Source organism: Vibrio methylphosphonaticus, assembly GCF_023634655.1.
Lineage (GTDB): Bacteria > Pseudomonadota > Gammaproteobacteria > Enterobacterales > Vibrionaceae > Vibrio > Vibrio methylphosphonaticus.
In genome coordinates this window covers 76082-95769 of record NZ_JAMKMS010000003.1, presented here as the reverse complement: position 1 = coordinate 95769, position 19688 = coordinate 76082, and the positions used below count along the sequence as shown (strand labels likewise).

General features: G+C 47.3%; 6 protein-coding genes. All 6 read left to right on the top strand.

All coding sequences use genetic code 11. The annotated features are described in order from the left end of the window. Positions 1 to 619 precede the first annotated feature (619 nt). The 6 genes from M9196_RS04505 (at position 620) to M9196_RS04480 (ending at position 19665) form a co-directional block, all read left to right on the top strand. A complete protein-coding gene (locus tag M9196_RS04505; protein WP_250616341.1) occupies positions 620 to 8371 on the top strand; it encodes a type I polyketide synthase in 7752 nt (2583 codons plus the stop codon). Continuing rightward, complete coding sequence (locus M9196_RS04500) at positions 8371 to 10470, top strand: PfaB family protein (RefSeq protein WP_250616340.1); 2100 nt, start codon at positions 8371 to 8373, stop codon at positions 10468 to 10470. Before M9196_RS04505 ends, M9196_RS04500 begins: the two co-directional genes overlap by 1 nt. After that, positions 10467 to 16349: a hotdog fold thioesterase gene (locus tag M9196_RS04495; protein WP_284677093.1), complete on the top strand. Its 5883-nt coding sequence runs from the start codon at positions 10467 to 10469 to the stop codon at positions 16347 to 16349. Before M9196_RS04500 ends, M9196_RS04495 begins: the two co-directional genes overlap by 4 nt. 20 nt (positions 16350 to 16369) lie before the next feature. Further along, the gene (pfaD, locus tag M9196_RS04490; protein ID WP_250616339.1) at positions 16370 to 18007 is read left to right on the top strand and encodes an eicosapentaenoate synthase subunit PfaD; all 1638 of its coding nucleotides are present in this window, start codon (positions 16370 to 16372) and stop codon (positions 18005 to 18007) included. 934 nt (positions 18008 to 18941) lie between these two features. Beyond that, positions 18942 to 19454: a DUF3087 domain-containing protein gene (locus tag M9196_RS04485; RefSeq protein WP_250616338.1), complete on the top strand. Its 513-nt coding sequence runs from the start codon at positions 18942 to 18944 to the stop codon at positions 19452 to 19454. Between the two features lie 19 nt (positions 19455 to 19473). Then, positions 19474 to 19665 (top strand): YwbE family protein, encoded by a 192-nt coding sequence (locus M9196_RS04480; protein WP_250616337.1) that lies wholly within the window; start codon positions 19474 to 19476, stop codon positions 19663 to 19665. Positions 19666 to 19688: the final 23 nt, after the last annotated feature.

Here is a 19688-nt window from a genome sequence, read left to right as displayed (position 1 = left end):
AAATCAAGTGTGGAATCGTCAAAAAGTATGCCTTTATACCCGATTTAGATTTAAATGATATTTGCTCGTTTGTAGTCTGTTAGCCTTGATGTGTCGACGTTTAATCTGTGAAAGTTGCGAAAATGATAGCTAGATCGCATTTTGTCACAAAGTAGAGTAAAAGCACTAAGTAATTACTCTAAACCCTTACTAATCAGGTTGTTATTGGTGTTGAGAGCCAAAATTTCGTTAGTAAGCCTATTTTCAACTGGTCTGAAGAGATGGTAGTGACCAGTATGAGCATTGTAACAAAAAGCCCTGTCCGGTAGCCTGCTGTTCCATTAGACAAAATAACTCGTTTTCGTGGCGAAGTTAGCTGTGTTTGTCGCCATCATTTGAACAGGATTTTAATGGACACCACCCTAACGTTTGAGCGCTTACATCGCGCATGAAACATCATTTCTACCAATGCAAGTTATTGCATTTTGCAAATCTAATTTCTACCAGGTTGCCAAAACTCAGCAACCTAACTTTTCGGCTGTGCTTTTCCAAATCTAACTTAGATTGTTCGTTCTTACACCCAAAAGCCCAGCCACAAAACCAGACATCACCCTCTGTGATTTCCAGTGGAGACTCATAAATGAGCCAACCAGAAACAACGACACCTGAATCCATAGACGATACTCGTCTGAATAAACGTCTTAAAGATATGCCTATCGCTATTGTTGGTATGGCAAGCATGTTTGCTAATTCTCGTTACCTAAATAAATTTTGGGATTTGATCAGCGAGAAAATAGATGCGATTACTGAGGTGCCGGACACGCACTGGCGTCCAGAGGATTACTACGACTCAGATAGAACAACACCGGATAAGTCGTACTGTAAGCGCGGTGGTTTTATTCCTGAGGTGGACTTTAACCCAATGGAGTTTGGTCTTCCGCCAAACATTTTAGAACTGACTGACACGTCTCAGCTGCTGTCACTGATTGTCGCGAAGGAAGTGTTGGAAGATGCCAAGCTACCAGATGGTTATGACCGTGACAAAATCGGCATCACGCTAGGTGTTGGCGGTGGTCAGAAGATCGCACAGAGCCTTAATGCTCGTTTGCAATACCCAGTACTAAAGAAAGTCTTCAAGAGCAGCGGCATTAGTGATGAAGACAGTGAAATGATGATCAAGAAATTCCAAGACCAGTATATTCACTGGGAAGAGAATTCATTTCCAGGCTCTTTAGGCAACGTTATCTCTGGTCGTATTGCCAACCGTTTTGATCTTGGTGGTATTAACTGTGTGGTTGATGCCGCTTGTGCTGGCTCTCTTGCCGCCATGCGTATGGCATTGAGCGAGCTGGTTGAAGGTCGCAGTGAAATGATGATCACAGGTGGCGTATGTACTGATAACTCGCCAACGATGTACATGAGCTTTTCTAAAACGCCTGCGTTTACCACTAACGAAACCATTCAACCTTTCGACATCGATTCTAAAGGCATGATGATCGGTGAAGGTATTGGCATGGTTGCATTGAAGCGTTTAGAAGATGCAGAGCGTGACGGTGACAGAATTTACTCGGTGATTAAAGGGGTAGGTTCTTCTTCTGATGGTAAATTTAAAAGTATTTATGCGCCTCGTCCTGAAGGACAAGCAAAAGCACTAAAACGTGCCTACGACGATGCGGGTTTTGCGCCTCATACGTTGGGTTTGCTTGAAGCTCACGGTACGGGTACTGCCGCTGGTGATGTGGCTGAATTCGGTGGTTTAAACTCGGTATTTAGTGAAGACAACGAGCAAAAACAACACATCGCGCTTGGCTCGGTAAAATCGCAAATTGGTCATACTAAATCAACCGCGGGTACAGCCGGCTTAATTAAAGCCGCGCTCGCACTGCATCATAAAGTATTGCCACCAACGATTAATGTTTCGGCTCCGAATCCAAAGCTGGATATTGAAAACTCACCGTTTTATCTCAATACCCAAACGCGTCCATGGATGCAGCGTGTTGATGGTACGCCACGTCGTGCGGGTATTAGCTCGTTTGGTTTTGGCGGCACAAACTTCCATGTGGTCCTAGAAGAGTACACACAGGAACATGCTCGCGGTGACAAATACCGTCAGCGCCAAGTACCACAAAGTCTATTATTCAGTGCGGAATCAAAAGCGGCGCTAATTGCGACACTAAAGCAGGTTTCTAATAGCGTTGCCGATAGCTCTGCTGACCTGAATGTGCTTGCCGAGCAACACGGCCTGCGTGAGCTTAACGCTTCCCATGCACGACTAGGTTTAGTTGTCACAGACATTGCTGATCTAGAGGCTCAACTTACTCAAGCGATCTCTATGACAGAGAGCCAAGCAAAAACACACTGGCAGCTTCCAAACGGTACTAGCTACCGTGAATCAGCATTAGTGGCTGACGACGGTGCGAGTAAGGTTGCGGCACTATTTGCAGGTCAAGGTTCACAATATCTTAATATGGGGCGTGAGCTTGCCTGTCACTATCCAGAAATGCGCCAGCAGCTTGCAAAAGCCGATCAGGTTTTTGGACAGCATAAAAAGACCGCGTTGTCGCAAGTGCTGTTCCCAATTCCAACATTTACGGCAGATGCTACTAAGGCTCAAGAGGCACTATTAACCAATACGGCTAACGCACAAAGTGCGATTGGTACCGTGTCTATGGGTCAATTTGATATTTTGACGCAAGCTGGGTTTAAGGCCGATATGGTTGCGGGTCATAGCTTTGGTGAGTTAAGCGCTTTATGTGCTGCTGGTGTTATTTCGCAAGACGATTACTACCAGCTAGCCTTTGCCCGTGGTGACGCGATGGCAGCAACGCCAGAGCAAGGTGACAGCGGAACAATGTACGCGGTTATTTTGGATGCAGACAAGTTATCTGCCGTTGAAAGCTGCATCAGTGCTTTCGAAGGGGTGAGCATTGCGAATTACAACGCGCCAACACAACTGGTTATCGCAGGCCCAACCGCGACCACTCAACAAGCGGCACAAGCATTAAGTGAGCAGGGCTTCAAAGCGATTGCTTTACCTGTTTCTGGTGCGTTCCACACCCCATTGGTCGCTCATGCGCAAAAACCATTTGCGTCTGCTATCGATAAGGTGACGTTTGGTGCGCCTGGAGTACCACTGTATTCAAATGCAACCGGTAAGTTGCACAGCAAAGACAGCAAAGCAATTAAGAAAGCGTTTAAGCAACACATGTTGCAGTCAGTACGCTTTAGTGAGCAGCTTGATTCGATGTATGAAGCGGGTGCTCGTGTGTTTGTTGAGTTTGGGCCAAAGAATATTTTACAAAAATTGGTCGAGAAAACGCTCGCAGACAAGAGTGAAGAGCTATGCACAATCAGTCTTAACCCGAGCCCGAAAGGTAATAGTGACCAGCAGTTACGTTTAGCCGCCATGCAGCTGTGTGTTGCGGGTGTCACGCTAGATAGCATTGACCCGTATCAAGCTGAGATTGCAGCGCCAGCAGCAACGTCGCCAATGAATATTAAGCTAAACGCAACGAACTACATTAGCCCAGCAACGCGCAAAAAGATGGATGCATCTTTGGCGGCGGGTACGGTTACAGAGAAAACTGAGATTGTTGAAGTCAAAGTTGAAGTTGAGAAGATCGTGGAAAAAGAAGTGATTAAAACTGAAGTTGTAGAAGTGCCGGTAGAAGTGCCGGTTGCCGTAGCAGGACCGTCTGCCGCGCCAGTTAATGCGCCAGTAGCACCCGTGCAAGCCACCCAGACTCTGCCGTCTGCAACGGCAGTGACTTCTGTTGATGAGTCGTCATTACAATCATTCTTCAATGCCCAACAGCAAGCGGCAGAAGTGCACCAGCAGTTCTTGGCGATTCCTCAACAATACGGTGATACCTTTAACACCCTAATGTCTGAGCAAGCAAAAATGGCAAGCGCTGGCGTTGCTATCCCTGAGAGCTTGCAACGTTCGATGGACATGTTCCATCAGCATCAAGCCCAAACACTTCAAGCGCATGCGCAATATTTACAACAGCAAACAAGCAGTAATCATTCTGCGCTGACTATGCTGACAGGCCAAACAACGCCCGCAACACCGTTGATGCAACCAGCATCGGTCGCTACGCCTACGGTTGCGATCCAGCCAGCGCCAGCACCTCAAGCACCAGCTGTGGCGCAAGCCGTGCCAACATCAAAGCCTGTTCAAGCTGCTCCACAACAAGTGGCTCCGGTTAAATCGCCAGTTGTACAGGCTCAAGCCGCGAAACCAGCACCAGCAGCGCCTGCTCTTGCTCCTGTCACACCAGTAGCGTCGGCTCCAGTACACACTGCAGACGCAGAAAAAGTGATGCTAGAGGTGGTTGCTGAGAAAACGGGCTACCCAACAGAAATGCTCGACTTAGACATGGACATGGAAGCGGATCTTGGTATTGACTCCATTAAACGTGTGGAAATCCTTGGTACGGTTCAAGATGAGATGCCAAATCTTCCAGAGCTAAACCCTGAAGATCTCGCTGAGTGTCGCACTTTAGGCGAGATTGTTGTTTACATGAACAGCAAAATGGCAGCGGCTTCTGCTGCGCCTGTCACGGCTGCTTCAGCACTTACTGCTTCAGCATCTACTGGTGGGGCGGAAACAGCCTCAAACGGTCTTGATGCTGCCGCTGTTCAACAAACTATGTTGGAAGTCGTCGCCGAGAAAACGGGTTACCCAACAGAAATGCTTGATCTAGAAATGGATATGGAAGCGGATCTTGGTATCGACTCGATTAAACGTGTTGAAATTCTTGGTACCGTGCAGGATGAACTGCCAACGCTACCTGAGTTAAATCCTGAAGATCTTGCTGAATGTCGTACATTGGGTGAAATTGTTGATTATATGAACAGCAAATTGCCAGCGGTAATCAGCCAATCAACATCAGAAGTCGCGACGCCAGTTACTGCAGCAAGCGGCCTAGACGCCACCGTTGTTCAAAGCACGATGCTTTCTGTTGTAGCAGAGAAAACGGGCTACCCAACTGAGATGCTTGACCTTGCTATGGACATGGAAGCTGACTTGGGCATTGACTCTATCAAGCGTGTAGAGATTCTAGGTACAGTACAAGATGAGCTTCCAACATTACCAGAGCTAAACCCAGAAGATCTTGCAGAGTGCCGAACGCTAGGCGAGATTGTTGATTACATGAACAGCAAGCTTAGTGTGAGCAACGCTCAACCTGTCGCAGCAGCGCCAGCAGCAAGCCATGGGTTAAACGCAGACCAAGTTCAATCAACGATGCTAAACGTCGTGGCTGACAAAACCGGTTACCCAACTGAAATGTTGGATCTGGCGATGGACATGGAAGCCGACTTAGGTATTGATTCTATCAAGCGTGTGGAAATTCTAGGCACTGTACAAGACCAATTACCAACATTGCCTGAGTTAAACCCAGAAGATCTTGCTGAGTGTCGCACTTTAGGCGAAATCGTGGACTACATGAATAGCAAGTTGAGCACGGGTGCTGCTCAAGTCCTTGAAGCTGACGTTGCCGCAGCGCCGGTCGTGGCAGAGAGTGGTCTTAACGCTGAGCATGTTCAAGCGACAATGCTTGATGTCGTGGCTGACAAAACCGGTTACCCAGCAGAAATGTTGGATCTAGCGATGGATATGGAAGCCGATTTAGGTATCGACTCGATTAAACGCGTTGAGATCTTAGGAACCGTTCAAGACCAACTACCAAACCTACCTGAGTTAAACCCAGAGGATTTGGCTGAGTGTCGTACATTGGGTGAAATTGTTGCTTACATGCAAAGCAAGTTAGCGACGACAGGCAACTTGGCTGCTGCACCAGTGGCGACGTCAGTTGTTGAAACACAAAACGTGGAAACGCCAGTGATGGCACTTCCTCCACACAGCGAGGTGGCGCTAAAAAAGTTACCAGCAGCCGATAGACTGGTCGATTGTTTTTCTAAAGACGCTTGTGTAGTGATCACTGATGATGGTCATAACGCAGGTGTGTTAGCGGAGAAACTCACTGCGAACGGTATTGAGGTTGCGGTTGTACGCTGCCCACAGTCTGCAGCATCACCTTTAAATTCAGAAGTGGCGAGTTACACATTAGCCAGTGTTGATGATTCAGGTGTGAGCGCGGTGATCGGCGATATCGAAGCTGATCTAAATAAGTCAAACAAGGTCATCGCGGGTTTTGTTCACTTACAAGCAACAGAAACTACCGATAATAACGCTTCGGCTATCAACCTTAGCGCAGATGCTAAAGCGTCTTTAACTGTTGCGTTTTTGTTTGCTAAGCACTTAAAAACACAGTTGAACGCGGTAATGGGTCGTAGTGTGTTCTTTACGCTAAGTCGTATTGATGGCGGTTTTGGTTACTTAGACAGTGATCAACTGAAAGTGGCTGAGTTAAACCAAGCGGCGTTATCGGGTCTAACAAAAACACTGAGTCACGAATGGTCTAACGTATTTTGTCGTTCAATTGATGCTTCTAAGGCGCTAGATGCTCGTCATCTAGGTGACGCTATTACGGCTGAGCTCTTTGATATCGAGACAGATACGGTAGAAATAGGTCTAAGTGAAGCAACGAAAAATGAATCGGGACGAGCGACATTAATAGCGACAACTCCTGGTTCTGCTCTGGTTAAAAATACCGCAGCTCAGCTAACTAAAAACGACAAAGTACTGGTAACTGGTGGTGCAAAAGGTGTGACATTTGAATGTGCACTAACACTAGCGAAGCAGTGTCAATCACACTTTATTCTTGCTGGTCGTAGCAAGCACATCACGTCTGATGAGCTTCCACAGTGGGCAAAAGGTAAGCAACCGAACGAACTAAAACCTGCAGCGATTGCTCATTTACAAGCCTCTGGTGATAAGCCAACACCAAAGAAAGTGGATGCGTTGTTAAAGCCTGTACTAAGCAGTCTAGAAATTAACGCCTCGCTTGCTGCATTTAGCCAAGTCGGTGCGAGCGCAGAGTATTTAAGCCTTGATGTATCTAACCGCGAATCGGTTGGCAAGACGTTAGCCGCTCATAGCGATATTACAGGCCTTATTCACGGCGCAGGTGTTCTTGCTGATAAACACATTCAAGATAAAACGCTTGATGAATTGAACATGGTTTACGGTACCAAGGTTGGTGGACTTGAGGCGGTATTAGCTGGTCTTGATAGCAGCAAGCTTAAGTTGATTGCGATGTTCTCTTCTGCGGCTGGTTTCTATGGCAATACGGGCCAAAGTGACTATGCAATGTCGAATGAAATCTTAAACAAAGCGGCACTACAGTTGTCTGCACGTCACCTAGAAGCGAAAGTGATGAGCTTTAACTGGGGACCGTGGGATGGCGGCATGGTTAACGCGGCTCTGAAGAAAATGTTTACAGAGCGCGGTGTGTACGTGATTCCTCTTCAAGCGGGAGCTGAGCTATTTAGTTCTCAACTGCTGGGCGAAACGGGTATCCAATTGCTTGTGGGCACGAGCATGCAAGGTTCTGACAATAAGGAAGCGGCTGTAAAAAAGCTTAGTGCGGAGTCTATGCATCTTGCAAAGAGTCCGCTAAACACAACGATCACTGTGACACGTAGTCTGGATCCGAAGGCGCTGCCTTTTATTCAAGACCACTGCATTGCCGGTAACCCAGTGTTACCGACAGTGTGCGCCATTCAATGGATGCGTGAAACAGCGCAGCAACAGTTAGGAGTGAGCGTGAGTGTTCATAACTATAAGTTGCTGAAAGGTGTGATATTTGACACTGATGAAGTACAAGAGCTAACGGTGACGTTGTCACCGTTAGCGAAATCTTCAGGAAGAATTAAAGCAATGATTCATTGCCAAGGTCGTCCTCAGTATCAAGCGGAATTACAAGTTGCCGAGGTACAAACTGCATCGGACGTTCCAAGCGCTTTTCTGAAGCATTTTGAGGCGAGCGAGTCAGGAAGTGTGGCGAGTAAAGCGTCGTTATATAGCGATGGCACCTTGTTCCATGGACCGAGATTACAAGGTATTACGTCAATCGAGCGCTTTGATGACACGAGCCTACTGGCTCGGTGTCAATTGCCGACGATCGCCGAAAGCGACTGTGGTGCGTTTATCGCCAAAAATGGTTTCTCAGATAGCCAGCCATTTGCCGAAGACTACTTGCTACAAGCTATGCTGGTGTGGGCTCGCATGAAGTATGGGGCTGCAAGCTTACCGTCAGCGATTGGTGAATTTGTTTGTTATCAACCATTGCAAGCGGGTGATAAAGGCTGGTTAGAGCTTGATGTGATTAAAAGCACAGCTCGCTCGTTACAAGCGAATATCTCGCTGTACCATCAAGATGGTCGTTTAAGTGCGACGATGATGGGTGCAAAGGTGACCATTAGTAAGAGCTTGAATGACGCTTTCATTACGAAGCCAACAGCCGAAAAGGAGCTGACGTCATAGTGAGCTTATCTTCTCAACAAGCGATGCCGTTGCGCATCGCTCTTTTAGCTCAGTCGGCTTGTGCCTCTGAGCTTTCTGCCGACCAAATATCAACCGCGACTTCGATCCGAAAGATCGTTATCGAGTCTGACTTTCAACACTCACTGCAAATGGCTATTGACGCTGTGCTTAAAGGTGAGTGCGTTGAATTGATTTCAGGCTTAAATGACGGCCCGCGAGCAAAGAGGTTGTTGATGCTAAGTGCGTTAACGGCTGCAAAAGGTAAAATTCACCCCGACGCGTATTTTTCTGGTTATGGCGCAGATGCGAAGCAAGCCTTACTGCAAGCTAAGCGTCGTATGTCTGATGTGAGTTTTCAGCCGTCGTTCGGTGCGCTGTCAGCTGCCCAGCAATTTAGCGAGTTGTTCAATGCCGTTGAGGCGGTAGCAGCACGAAGCTTATCTGAGGGCTATTGGTTTACTCAACCGCATCGAGCGCGAGTTGCTCTACTCACGTTTAATGCGCAATCTAGCGATAGCCAAACGCCGATGGGTCAGAAAACTGCGAGCTTGGTTCTCACGCAGGCAACGGGGTTAGCGCCAGCGAAGTCTTTGTTGTCAAACGAGCGCGTGATGTTTGTGGTTTCAGGGCAAACTGAATCCAGTCTTGAGATTGGTTTAGCTCAGTTATCTGGCGAGATCAAAGCGTTAGATACTAGTAATCCTCTTGGGTTACTGGAGCTTATGCGCGCGAATCTGATGAGTTTTCAACAATCGTTGTCGCAACCTAGTGGCAACGTTGCTACCCCAATGCATAAAAATATCGTGATTCAGGCGTCAAGTGCAGAGGGAGCACTGAAAGAAATTTCGGTTTTATCGACGGCATTGACGTCGGTATTTACGGATGGCAGTCATTATAAAACGCCATCGGGTAGTTGCTTCTCTGCCGCACCTAAAAGTAAAGATGGTGTGACGTTTGTCTATCCTGGTGTCGGGACCGTTTATCCGGGAATGCTAGCGGAGTTTCATCGCTATTTCCCATCACTTTTTGCTCGATTAGAGCGAGAAGGGAATTTGGAAGAGATGTTGCAAGCGCGCAAAACCTACGCTGCAGAAGCACAAGACATGTCACTAAGCGAGCTCGCTATCGCCGGTGTGGGTAGCAGCTACTTGCTAACACAATTGTTGTGTGAGGAATTTCAAGTCATACCTGATTTTGCCTTAGGTTACTCTAAGGGTGAGGCATCGATGTGGGCAAGCTTGGGAGTGTGGCGTAACCCGCATGCGCTGATCGAGATGACGCAGACAAGCCCAATTTTTACCACTGCGATATCAGGTGAACTCACGGCCGTAAGGCAAGATTGGCAACTCGATAGCGAGGAAGAGATTCAATGGAATAGCTTTGTGGTCCGTTGTGATGCTCACGCTATTGAAACACTGCTTCCTGAGTTTCCACGTGCGTATCTTGCGATTATACAGGGTGATACTTGTGTACTGGCAGGGTGTGAAGTCAGTTGTCGCGCGTTGCTCAAAAAATTGGGTAAGCGCGGAATTGCCGCAAATCGCGTGACAGCCATGCATACCACGCCAGCCTTGAGCCAACATGCTCAAGTTCGTGACTTTTATACTCAGCCTTTGTTTGATAGCTTGCCTGAACACATCCGCTTCATTAGTGCTGCGGGTCTTCCTGTTAATAGCCAGACTGAGGCGGCACCAGACAATCTTCCTATCCGTATCGATAGTGACAGTATTGCCAAGTCTATTGCCGATACGTTTTGTGCCACCCTCGACTTTACTTCACTAATTCGCAGTGCTCGAAAGCAAGGGGCGCGTTTGTTTATTGAAGTGGGCGCAGACCGTCAAACAAGCACGCTAATTGATAAAATCAATCGTAACGACGGTGTTTCGAGCGGTTATTGCACTATTGCGGCCAATGCCAAGGGCGGAGACGATGTTGTCACGCTACTTAAATGCATTGGTCAGCTCATTACCCATCAAATTCCTCTTTCTGTGTCACCATTGTTAACCGGTTTAGAGCATGAGATAAATCGTGTGTCTACATCGTGTGGTTTATCGATAGCAGAAAATGTAGCGAATTATCATCAAGGAGAGCCAGTTTGAGTTCTCAACAAAATAAAATAGCCATTGTAGGGATTGCGAACCAATACCCTTCAGCCGATACGCCGAAAGACTTTTGGCAAAATCTATTAAATAAAAAAGATGCACGCTCAACGTTAAGTGCTGAAAAGCTAGGGGCGAATCCAAAGGATTATCAGGGTAACCAAGGCCAGTCTGATCGCTTTTACTGCGATAAGGGTGGCTATATTGAAAACTTTACGTTTAATGCTCAGGGTTACCGTGTTACGCCAGACTACTTCAACGGTGTTGATCAGAGCTTTTTATGGGCACTGGACACGAGCCGAAAGGCACTAAAGGACGCTGGCATAGAGTTAAGCGCGGAAGTGTTGGCGCGTACTGGTATCATCATGGGGGCATTGTCTTTCCCAACCACACGCTCAAACGATCTATTTTTACCTATGTACCATTCAATGGTAGAAAAAGCGCTGAAGAGCAAATTGAGTAATGAACAGTTTTCCCTGCTACCAACCAATGAAAACGCAAGCCAGCTTAATGCAATCAATGGAGCAGCTGCGCATAACGCTTCTAAGTTAGTAGCGGATGCTCTAGGGTTGGGTAATGTGCAGCTTAGTCTTGACGCGGCCTGCGCAAGCTCAGTCTATTCATTAAAACTTGCGTGCGATTATCTCAACACCGGCAAGGCTGACATGATGTTGGCAGGTGCTGTTTCTGGTGCGGACCCATTCTTTATTAACATGGGCTTTTCAATTTTCCACGCGTATCCAGATCACGGCGTTTCCGTGCCATTTGATAGTAACAGTAAGGGCTTATTTGCTGGTGAAGGTGCTGGCGTATTAGTGCTCAAACGTTTAGCTGATGCTCAACGTGACGGAGACAACATCTATGCTGTAGTCAGTGGTATTGGTTTATCCAACGATGGTCGAGGTCAGTTTGTGCTGAGCCCGAACAGTAAAGGACAGGTGCAAGCGTTTGAGCGTGCCTACCAAGCTTCGGATCTTACGCCAGATAGCATTGAAGTGATTGAATGTCATGCAACGGGGACACCGCTGGGTGATAAAGTAGAGCTCACGTCTATGGAGCGCTTCTTTGCTGAAAAACTTAACGGAAGTAACGCGCCCTTGATTGGTTCGGCTAAATCGAACCTTGGGCACTTACTAACAGCAGCAGGTATGCCGGGGATCATGAAAATGATCTTTGCCATGAAAGAGGGCGTGTTGCCGCCGAGTATTAACCTTGAAAACCCACTTTCATCACCAGATGGGTTATTTGGGTCGCAAACGCTACCGAGACAAGTTCAGCCATGGCCAAATAAACCCGGTAATACAGAGCGCTGTGCGGGCGTGTCGGTATTTGGCTTTGGTGGTTGTAATGCACACTTGCTACTGGAAGCGTACTCTCCTTCAAATGTCGTTCCTTTGGCTAACCCGCAGCACACTCCAAGCGCTTCGCCACTAAACATCATAGGGCTAGCGTCTCATTTTGGTTCATTGCCAAGCGTCAACGCGCTGGCGAATGCTATTAAAACGGATAACGACGCCTTTATAGAATTGCCAAACCAACGTTGGAAAGGGCTAGATAAGCACCCAGACCTCTTGCGCCAATTTGGTCTTAACGCCGTGCCTCATGGGGCGTACATTGATCAATTTGATTTGGACTTTCTGCGTTTTAAAATCCCGCCAAATGAAGATGACCGTCTGATTTCACAGCAGCTACTCTTGATGAAAGTGGCAGACGAAGCCATTCGCGATGCTAAGTTGGAGCCTGGGCAAAAAGTAGCCGTATTAGTGGCGATGGAAACGGAACTTGAAATGCATCAGTTCCGTGGGCGTGTCAACTTGCACAGTCAGCTGGCCGATAGTTTTGCCAACATGGGCGTTGAGCTCACCGCGGACGAGTACCAAGCGCTTGAAAAAATTGCTATGGACAGTGTGATGGATGCGGCGAAGCTGAATCAGTACACCAGTTTTATCGGCAATATCATGGCGTCACGTATTTCGTCATTGTGGGATTTCAATGGTCCCGCCTTTACCATTTCTGCCGCTGAGCAGTCTGTAGCTCGTTGTATTGATGTCGCGCAAAACCTGATGTCACAAGAGTCAATAGATGCAGTGGTGATCGCAGCGGTCGACCTCAGTGGCAGTGCGGAACATGTCATTTTGCAAAACAGTGTTACGCCAGTTGCAATGCACGCTCAAGATAGTGGTTGGAATGTCGGTGAAGGGGCAGGGGCCTTGGTTCTTGTGGATGAAAATCATGCCAACGCCAGTCAAGTACAGGCGAACAGTTATGGTCAAATCGCCGCGCTTGCCTTTGGTTCTAGTGCGCGTAGCCAAGCCGTAACCGATGCGTTGTTAACGCATTCTGCGACGACGTCAAGCCAAATAGATATCCTTGAACTTAACCTGGCACCAGCCAGCTCAAATACCGCGAACCATGATTCAATCTTGCCTACAGTGGCAGCCAAGCACACTCAAGCTAGCCAAGTGGTGGGGCATTGTGCCTCTGCTTCTGGGATGGCGAGCGTGTTAAATGGCTTACTAAATCTTGAGAACGTGTCAAAAGGTGCGAGCAAACAGGCACTCGTCGCTAGCATTAGTGAAGGTCAATGTTCGCAATTACTGATTCGTCAATCGACTCATGAAACGCAAGCGTTGTCGGCTCGATTGAACACTGAATTAGCGACCGATGCTAAGCGCCAGCTGATTAAATCGGTGAGCTTAGGTGGTCGCGATATTTTCCAGCATATTACCGAATCGCCGTTAAACCAGCTGGCAAGTATTCAACAAAAGTCAGCCGGAAAGCAGCCGCAACGACGTGTTGTGGTGCCAACGATAGCGCAAATGACACAAGCAAACTCAATGCCTAGCGCTGCACCGGTATCTAAGGAACCAGTGAAGCTCGCTCACCACGTATCAGCGGCGCCTGCTTCTTCTATCAATACTTCGACTGTTGCAGGTCAAACCGCAGCAAGTCAAAACCCGTTAATAGGTAATCACAGTACGATGACTGATGTTTTATCCACGAAAAATAGCGCGGTAACCGCGCCAAATACCCCAGTGGCGACAGCCTCACACAGCAAATTTCAACAAAATCAGCAGTTGACGCAGAAGGTTCACCAAGAGTTTTTGAATACGCGAGCGCAAGGCATGCAAATCGCTGATGCGTTGCTTAAAGCGCAACTGAATGACATTACCAAAGGGCTAGAGGCGGGCTCAGTAAGCGGAGCGAGTCAGGTGAGCACGGTACAAAACGCTGCGCAAACCGAACAAGCGCAACCTGTCGTTCCGGTGGCACCGGTTAACGTTTACGCAGCACCAGCACGTCCTGAACGCAAGCCATGTATTTGGGATTACGACGATCTTGTTGAATACGCAGAAGGCGATATTGCTAAGGTATTTGGCCCGGATTACGCCATCATCGATAGCTACAAGCGTCGCGTAAGATTGCCAACTACCGACTATCTATTAGTGTCTCGTGTGACCAAGCTTGATGCAACGATGCTGGAATACAAGCCAAGCACGATGACGACAGAGTACGATATTCCCGTCGATGCGCCATACTTAGTGGATGGTCAGATTCCATGGGCAGTAGCGGTGGAATCGGGTCAGTGCGATCTTATGCTGATCAGCTACTTAGGGATTGATTTTGAGAACAAAGGTGAGCGTGTTTACCGTCTTCTTGATTGTACCTTAACCTTCCTCGGTGACTTACCACGTGGTGGTGATACGCTACGCTACGATATCTCCATTAACAACTACGCTCGCAATGGCGATACCTTGTTGTTCTTCTTCTCGTACGAGTGTTTTATCGGCGACAAGATGATCCTGAAAATGGATAACGGTTGTGCTGGTTTCTTCACCGATGAAGAGTTAGCGGATGGTAAAGGTGTCATTCATACCGAAAGCGAAATCAAGGCTCGTCAATTAGCGACAAAGCAACGTTTTGAGCCAATATTACATTGCCCGAAATCGCAATTTGATCACAGTGCATTACGTCACCTGTTGACGGCGAACATCGCGGAATGTTTTGGTCCGACGCATCAATCTAACCAGCATCAACCGTCACTGTGCTTTAGCTCAGAAAAGTTCATGATGATTGAACAAGTGAGCCGAGTAGAACCACAAGGCGGCACGTGGGGCTTAGGTCTGATTGAAGGTCACAAACAGCTAGAGAAAGAGCACTGGTATTTCCCTTGTCACTTTAAAGATGACAACGTGATGGCTGGTTCATTGATGGCAGAAGGCTGTGGTCAATTATTACAGTTCTACATGATGCACCTTGGCATGCACACACTGGTTGAAAACGGTCGCTTCCAGCCGCTAGAAAACGCACCGCAACAAGTACGTTGTCGTGGTCAAGTGTTACCACAGTCGGCACAGCTAACGTACCGCATGGAAGTGACGGAAATTGGGGTGAGCCCACGTCCATACGCGAAGGCGAATATCGATATTTTGCTTAACGGTAAAGTGATTGTTGATTTCCAAAACCTTGGCGTGATGATTAAGGAAGAAGCAGAATGTACGCTTTATCCTGAGCTTGCGAGTCAATCGACCTCAGCTCAACTAACCGCGACTGCAGAATCGTTGACTAGCCCAGTACAGACTGAGTCTAAATCTAAGCCTCAAGCGTCTGTAAACGCACCTTTGATGGCGCAAATTCCAGACTTAGCGACAGCACCTAATAAAGGTGTGATTCCACTGCAACACGTAGAGGCACCCGTTACGCCTGATTACCCAAATCGTACGCCTGATACGGTTCCGTTCACGCCTTATCATATGTTTGAGTTTGCCACTGGCGATATTGAAAAATGCTTCGGCCCTGATTTTTCAATCTATCGTGGCATGATCCCACCGCGCACTCCGTGTGGCGATCTCCAGCTCACAACGCGTGTGGTAGAAATCAACGGCAAACGAGGCGACTTTAAAAAGCCGTCGTCGTGTATTGCCGAATATGAAGTACCAGAAAACGCGTGGTATTTCGATGAAAATAGCCATGAAACCTTGATGCCGTACTCGGTGTTAATGGAAATTTCACTGCAACCGAATGGCTTTATCTCAGGTTACATGGGGACGACGTTAGGCTTCCCTGGTGAAGAGTTGTTCTTCCGTAACCTAGACGGTAGCGGCAAAATGCTGCGTAATGTTGATCTGCGTGGTAAAACCATCACCAATGACTCACGTTTGCTTTCTACAGTCATGATGGGTACCAACATCGTGCAAAGCTTTAGTTTTGAGTTGAGCACTGATGGGGTGCCTTTCTATGAAGGTACAGCTGTGTTTGGTTACTTCAAAGGTGCTGCGCTGAAAGATCAGCTTGGTCTAGATAACGGAAAAGTGACGCAACCGTGGCACATCGACAACAATCGCACGCCGGATGTCACCATCGATTTACTCGACAAATCGAGCCGTTACTTTAACGCACCCGTATTAGCGAATGGCGTAACTCAACCCCATTACCAGTTAGCTGGTGGACGTTTGAACTTCATCGACAAGGTGCAAATTACCAGTGATGGTGGTAAGTCAGGACTAGGTTACTTGTACGCCGAGCGCACTATTGACCCAAGTGATTGGTTCTTCCAATTCCACTTCCATCAAGACCCAGTAATGCCGGGTTCATTGGGTGTAGAAGCCATCATTGAATTGATGCAAACCTATGCACTTAACAAAGACCTTGGTGCGGGTTTCCGTTCACCGAAATTTGGTCAGATTCAATCGGAAGTGAAGTGGAAATATCGCGGTCAAATTAACCCGTTGAACAAACAAATGTCGCTTGATGTGCACATCACCGCTATCAAAGACGAAGATGGTAAGAAAATCATTGTTGGTGATGCCAACTTGAGCAAAGACGGTCTTCGTATCTATGAAGTAAAAGACATCGCAATTTGCATTGAAGAAGCTTGAGTGAGAAAGGACAAATAATAATGACAACACAACTAACGATGAACAATGAAAAGCTTTCTCCGTGGCCGTGGCAAATTGAAGACAGCACGACGCATTTTGACCAAGCAACCATGGCGACCATCCTTAAAGATCTTAGTCTTGGTTGCTATGTAGTGAATCACCCTGAGAAGGGGTTGGGCCTTAGCCAGCATGCTGAAGTGACGTCAGGCGACTCGGCAAGTGCAGCTAATAGTCAACCAGTAAGCGCTTATGCGCCTGCATTAGGGACTCAAAGCCTTGGTGATGAAGAATTTCGTCGCTGCCACGGGGTAAAATACGCTTACTACGCAGGAGCGATGGCAAATGGTATCTCTTCAGAGGAGCTTGTCATAGCCCTTGGTCAGGCGGGTATACTGTGTTCATTTGGCGCTGCAGGTCTTATTCCATCACGTGTTGAGCAAGCGATTAACCGCATTCAAGCGGCGCTGCCAAATGGCCCATATGCATTTAATCTGATTCATAGCCCAAGTGAACCAGCCCTTGAACGCGGCAGTGTCGAACTGTTTTTGAAGCACAATGTTAAGACGGTAGAAGCGTCTGCATTTTTAGGTTTAACGCCACAAATCGTGCATTACCGAGCGGCAGGGTTGAGCCGAGATGCAAAAGGCGAAATTGTCATTGGCAATAAGGTCATTGCGAAGGTCAGCCGTACCGAAGTGGCAAGCAAGTTCATGGCACCTGCGCCAGCCAAAATGTTGCAAGCATTGCTCGATGAAGGGCGCATCACCGCTGAGCAAATGGAGCTGGCTCAGTTGGTGCCAATGGCAGACGATATTACCGCGGAAGCAGATTCTGGCGGCCATACGGATAACCGTCCATTAGTGACATTGTTGCCAACGATTTTAGCATTGAAAGATAAAATCCAAGCTCAGTATCAATTTAAAACACCAATTCGTGTGGGTTGTGGTGGGGGCGTTGGTACACCTGATGCGGCATTAGCGACATTCAACATGGGTGCGGCTTACATTGTCACTGGCTCTATCAACCAAGCGTGTGTTGAAGCGGGTGCTAGTGAGCATACTCGTAAGTTACTGGCCACGACAGAAATGGCCGATGTGACGATGGCGCCTGCAGCAGACATGTTCGAAATGGGGGTGAAATTACAAGTCGTGAAGCGTGGTACATTGTTCCCAATGCGTGCCAACAAGTTATACGAAATTTACACGCGCTACGACTCAATTGAAGCGATTCCTGCCGATGAGCGACATAAGCTGGAAACTCAAGTATTCCGTTCAACCCTAGACGAGATCTGGGCTGGCACGGTAGCGCACTTTAACGAGCGTGACCCGAAACAGATCGAACGTGCAGAAGGCAACCCTAAGCGTAAAATGGCCCTTATCTTCCGCTGGTATCTAGGGCTTTCTAGTCGTTGGTCAAATACCGGTGAAAAAGGTCGTGAGATGGACTACCAAGTTTGGGCGGGTCCCGCACTAGGTGCGTTTAATGCGTGGGCGAAAGATAGCTACCTTGATGATTATCAACAGCGTAATGCTGTAGACCTTGCCAAGCACCTCATGCACGGTGCCGCGTACTTGGCTCGTGTGAACCTTCTGACATCACAAGGTATCAAGTTTACTCCTTCTCTTGCTCGTTGGACTCCGAGCCAAAGAATGGCATAGCAGAGCTTTCGTGATTACTGAGCGAGAGTAACAAAGCGGCCTCCTTGTGAGGCCGCTTTTTTGTCTTTAACGTTGTCATGGCAATCGGGTGTGCAGTGATATTGTAGTGGTGGTTTATTTATGATCGATATGGTCTGTAACGTAGAGTTAACCTGATTTTTAGGGGGGCGCCTATTTCGTCGCTTCTCTGTGTGCGAGATCGCTTACAACATTGTGAGTTATACGAGTGATTGCGAAGAGGAGTTTGGATGTGAAGTCAGCTAAGGTGTTGTTTTATTGAATATTGCTTTTGTTTTCTTCGGGTTTTGTACGTGGTTTACACAAATGTAACACGTTAAATTAGCGAAATTTCATTATTATATCTCGTGTCGACAGGAGAGCGACACGGAATAGGAAAGGCACCAGGTAAGGGCATCGTCAGGAAGACGTCTTGAGAGTCTAGGATAGACTTTCAGCATGGAATGCACATAGGACATTGAACGGAAGCAACCGTTACTAGGATAGGTAACGAACTAGGGAAGGCAGTGGACACTTTTGGAAAAGTAGGGAATAAGCATCAGGATAGATGTTAAGGACACCGCTTAGGAACGAGTGATGAATGCTAGCGAGGATGGTTAGCGAGTAGGGAATACTATTTTGGACACCGCTAGGAAGGCGATGAATGGAATATGCTAATGGAACTTAGCATTACTGTCATGGATTGATGCATGGAGCACCTTTAGTAGCTGGACTGCTGCGAGTAAGAGATATAACCCCGAAGCCGAAAGGTCTCGGGGTTTTTCTTTTTATTCGTTCCGAAATCTTTATATGGCGTGTAATCGTAGGGGACCTTCTGGCTCCGTCTTACCATTAATGACACATACTTCAAAGAAAGTGGTCTGAGTGCCTTAGCATGGGTTATCATGATGTCATATTTCGCTAACTAGTTGGATCTATGAAGTTAATTAACATCGATAAAACGATATATAAGCAGCGCCTAAACGTGATTACAATTGCTATTGTTGCAGCATTAGCGGTGCTTTCTGTTGGTTTTGGTAGCGTATTGATTGCTTTCTTTGGGTCACAAAACCCTACCGCAGAGTCGACAGGTAACTTTCACTTAAACTTAATGGGTGTTATCGCAGCAGCGTTCGTGTGTGTTGCGGTGCTGTCTAAACTGAAAAATACACCCTATTTTAAAGAGGTGTACTACGTATGGCGCCTAAAAGCGTTGCAGAATCGCATTTATCGTAGAATCAAACCAATTAAGCAGCGAGTCAGTGAAAATGATCGTGACGCGATAGTGGTACTTTTCTTTTATTACCATAGTTTAAAGCAAGTGTATTCCCTTGATAATAATACGCTGACGCTGAGTGAATTAGAAAAAAATATACAGCAGCTACAAGCGCAAATAGATTCTCTCTCAATGGACGTTGACGTCCAAGATTTTGATACAAGCTTGATTTAGTAATTTACAAGGTAGCAGTATGAATGGAACCAATCGCGCTGATATTCAGCCAGGAATCGAAGTGAAAATAGTGTTAAAGCAAGATCAACGTAGTGGCAAGCTAACGGCAGGAGTAGTAAAAGACTTACTGACTAAGTCGCCCAATCATCCTCATGGCATTAAGGTCCGCTTAGAAAGCGGCGATGTAGGGCGAGTGAAAGTCATCGTATAAACCTGCCTCACAGTGACATGACG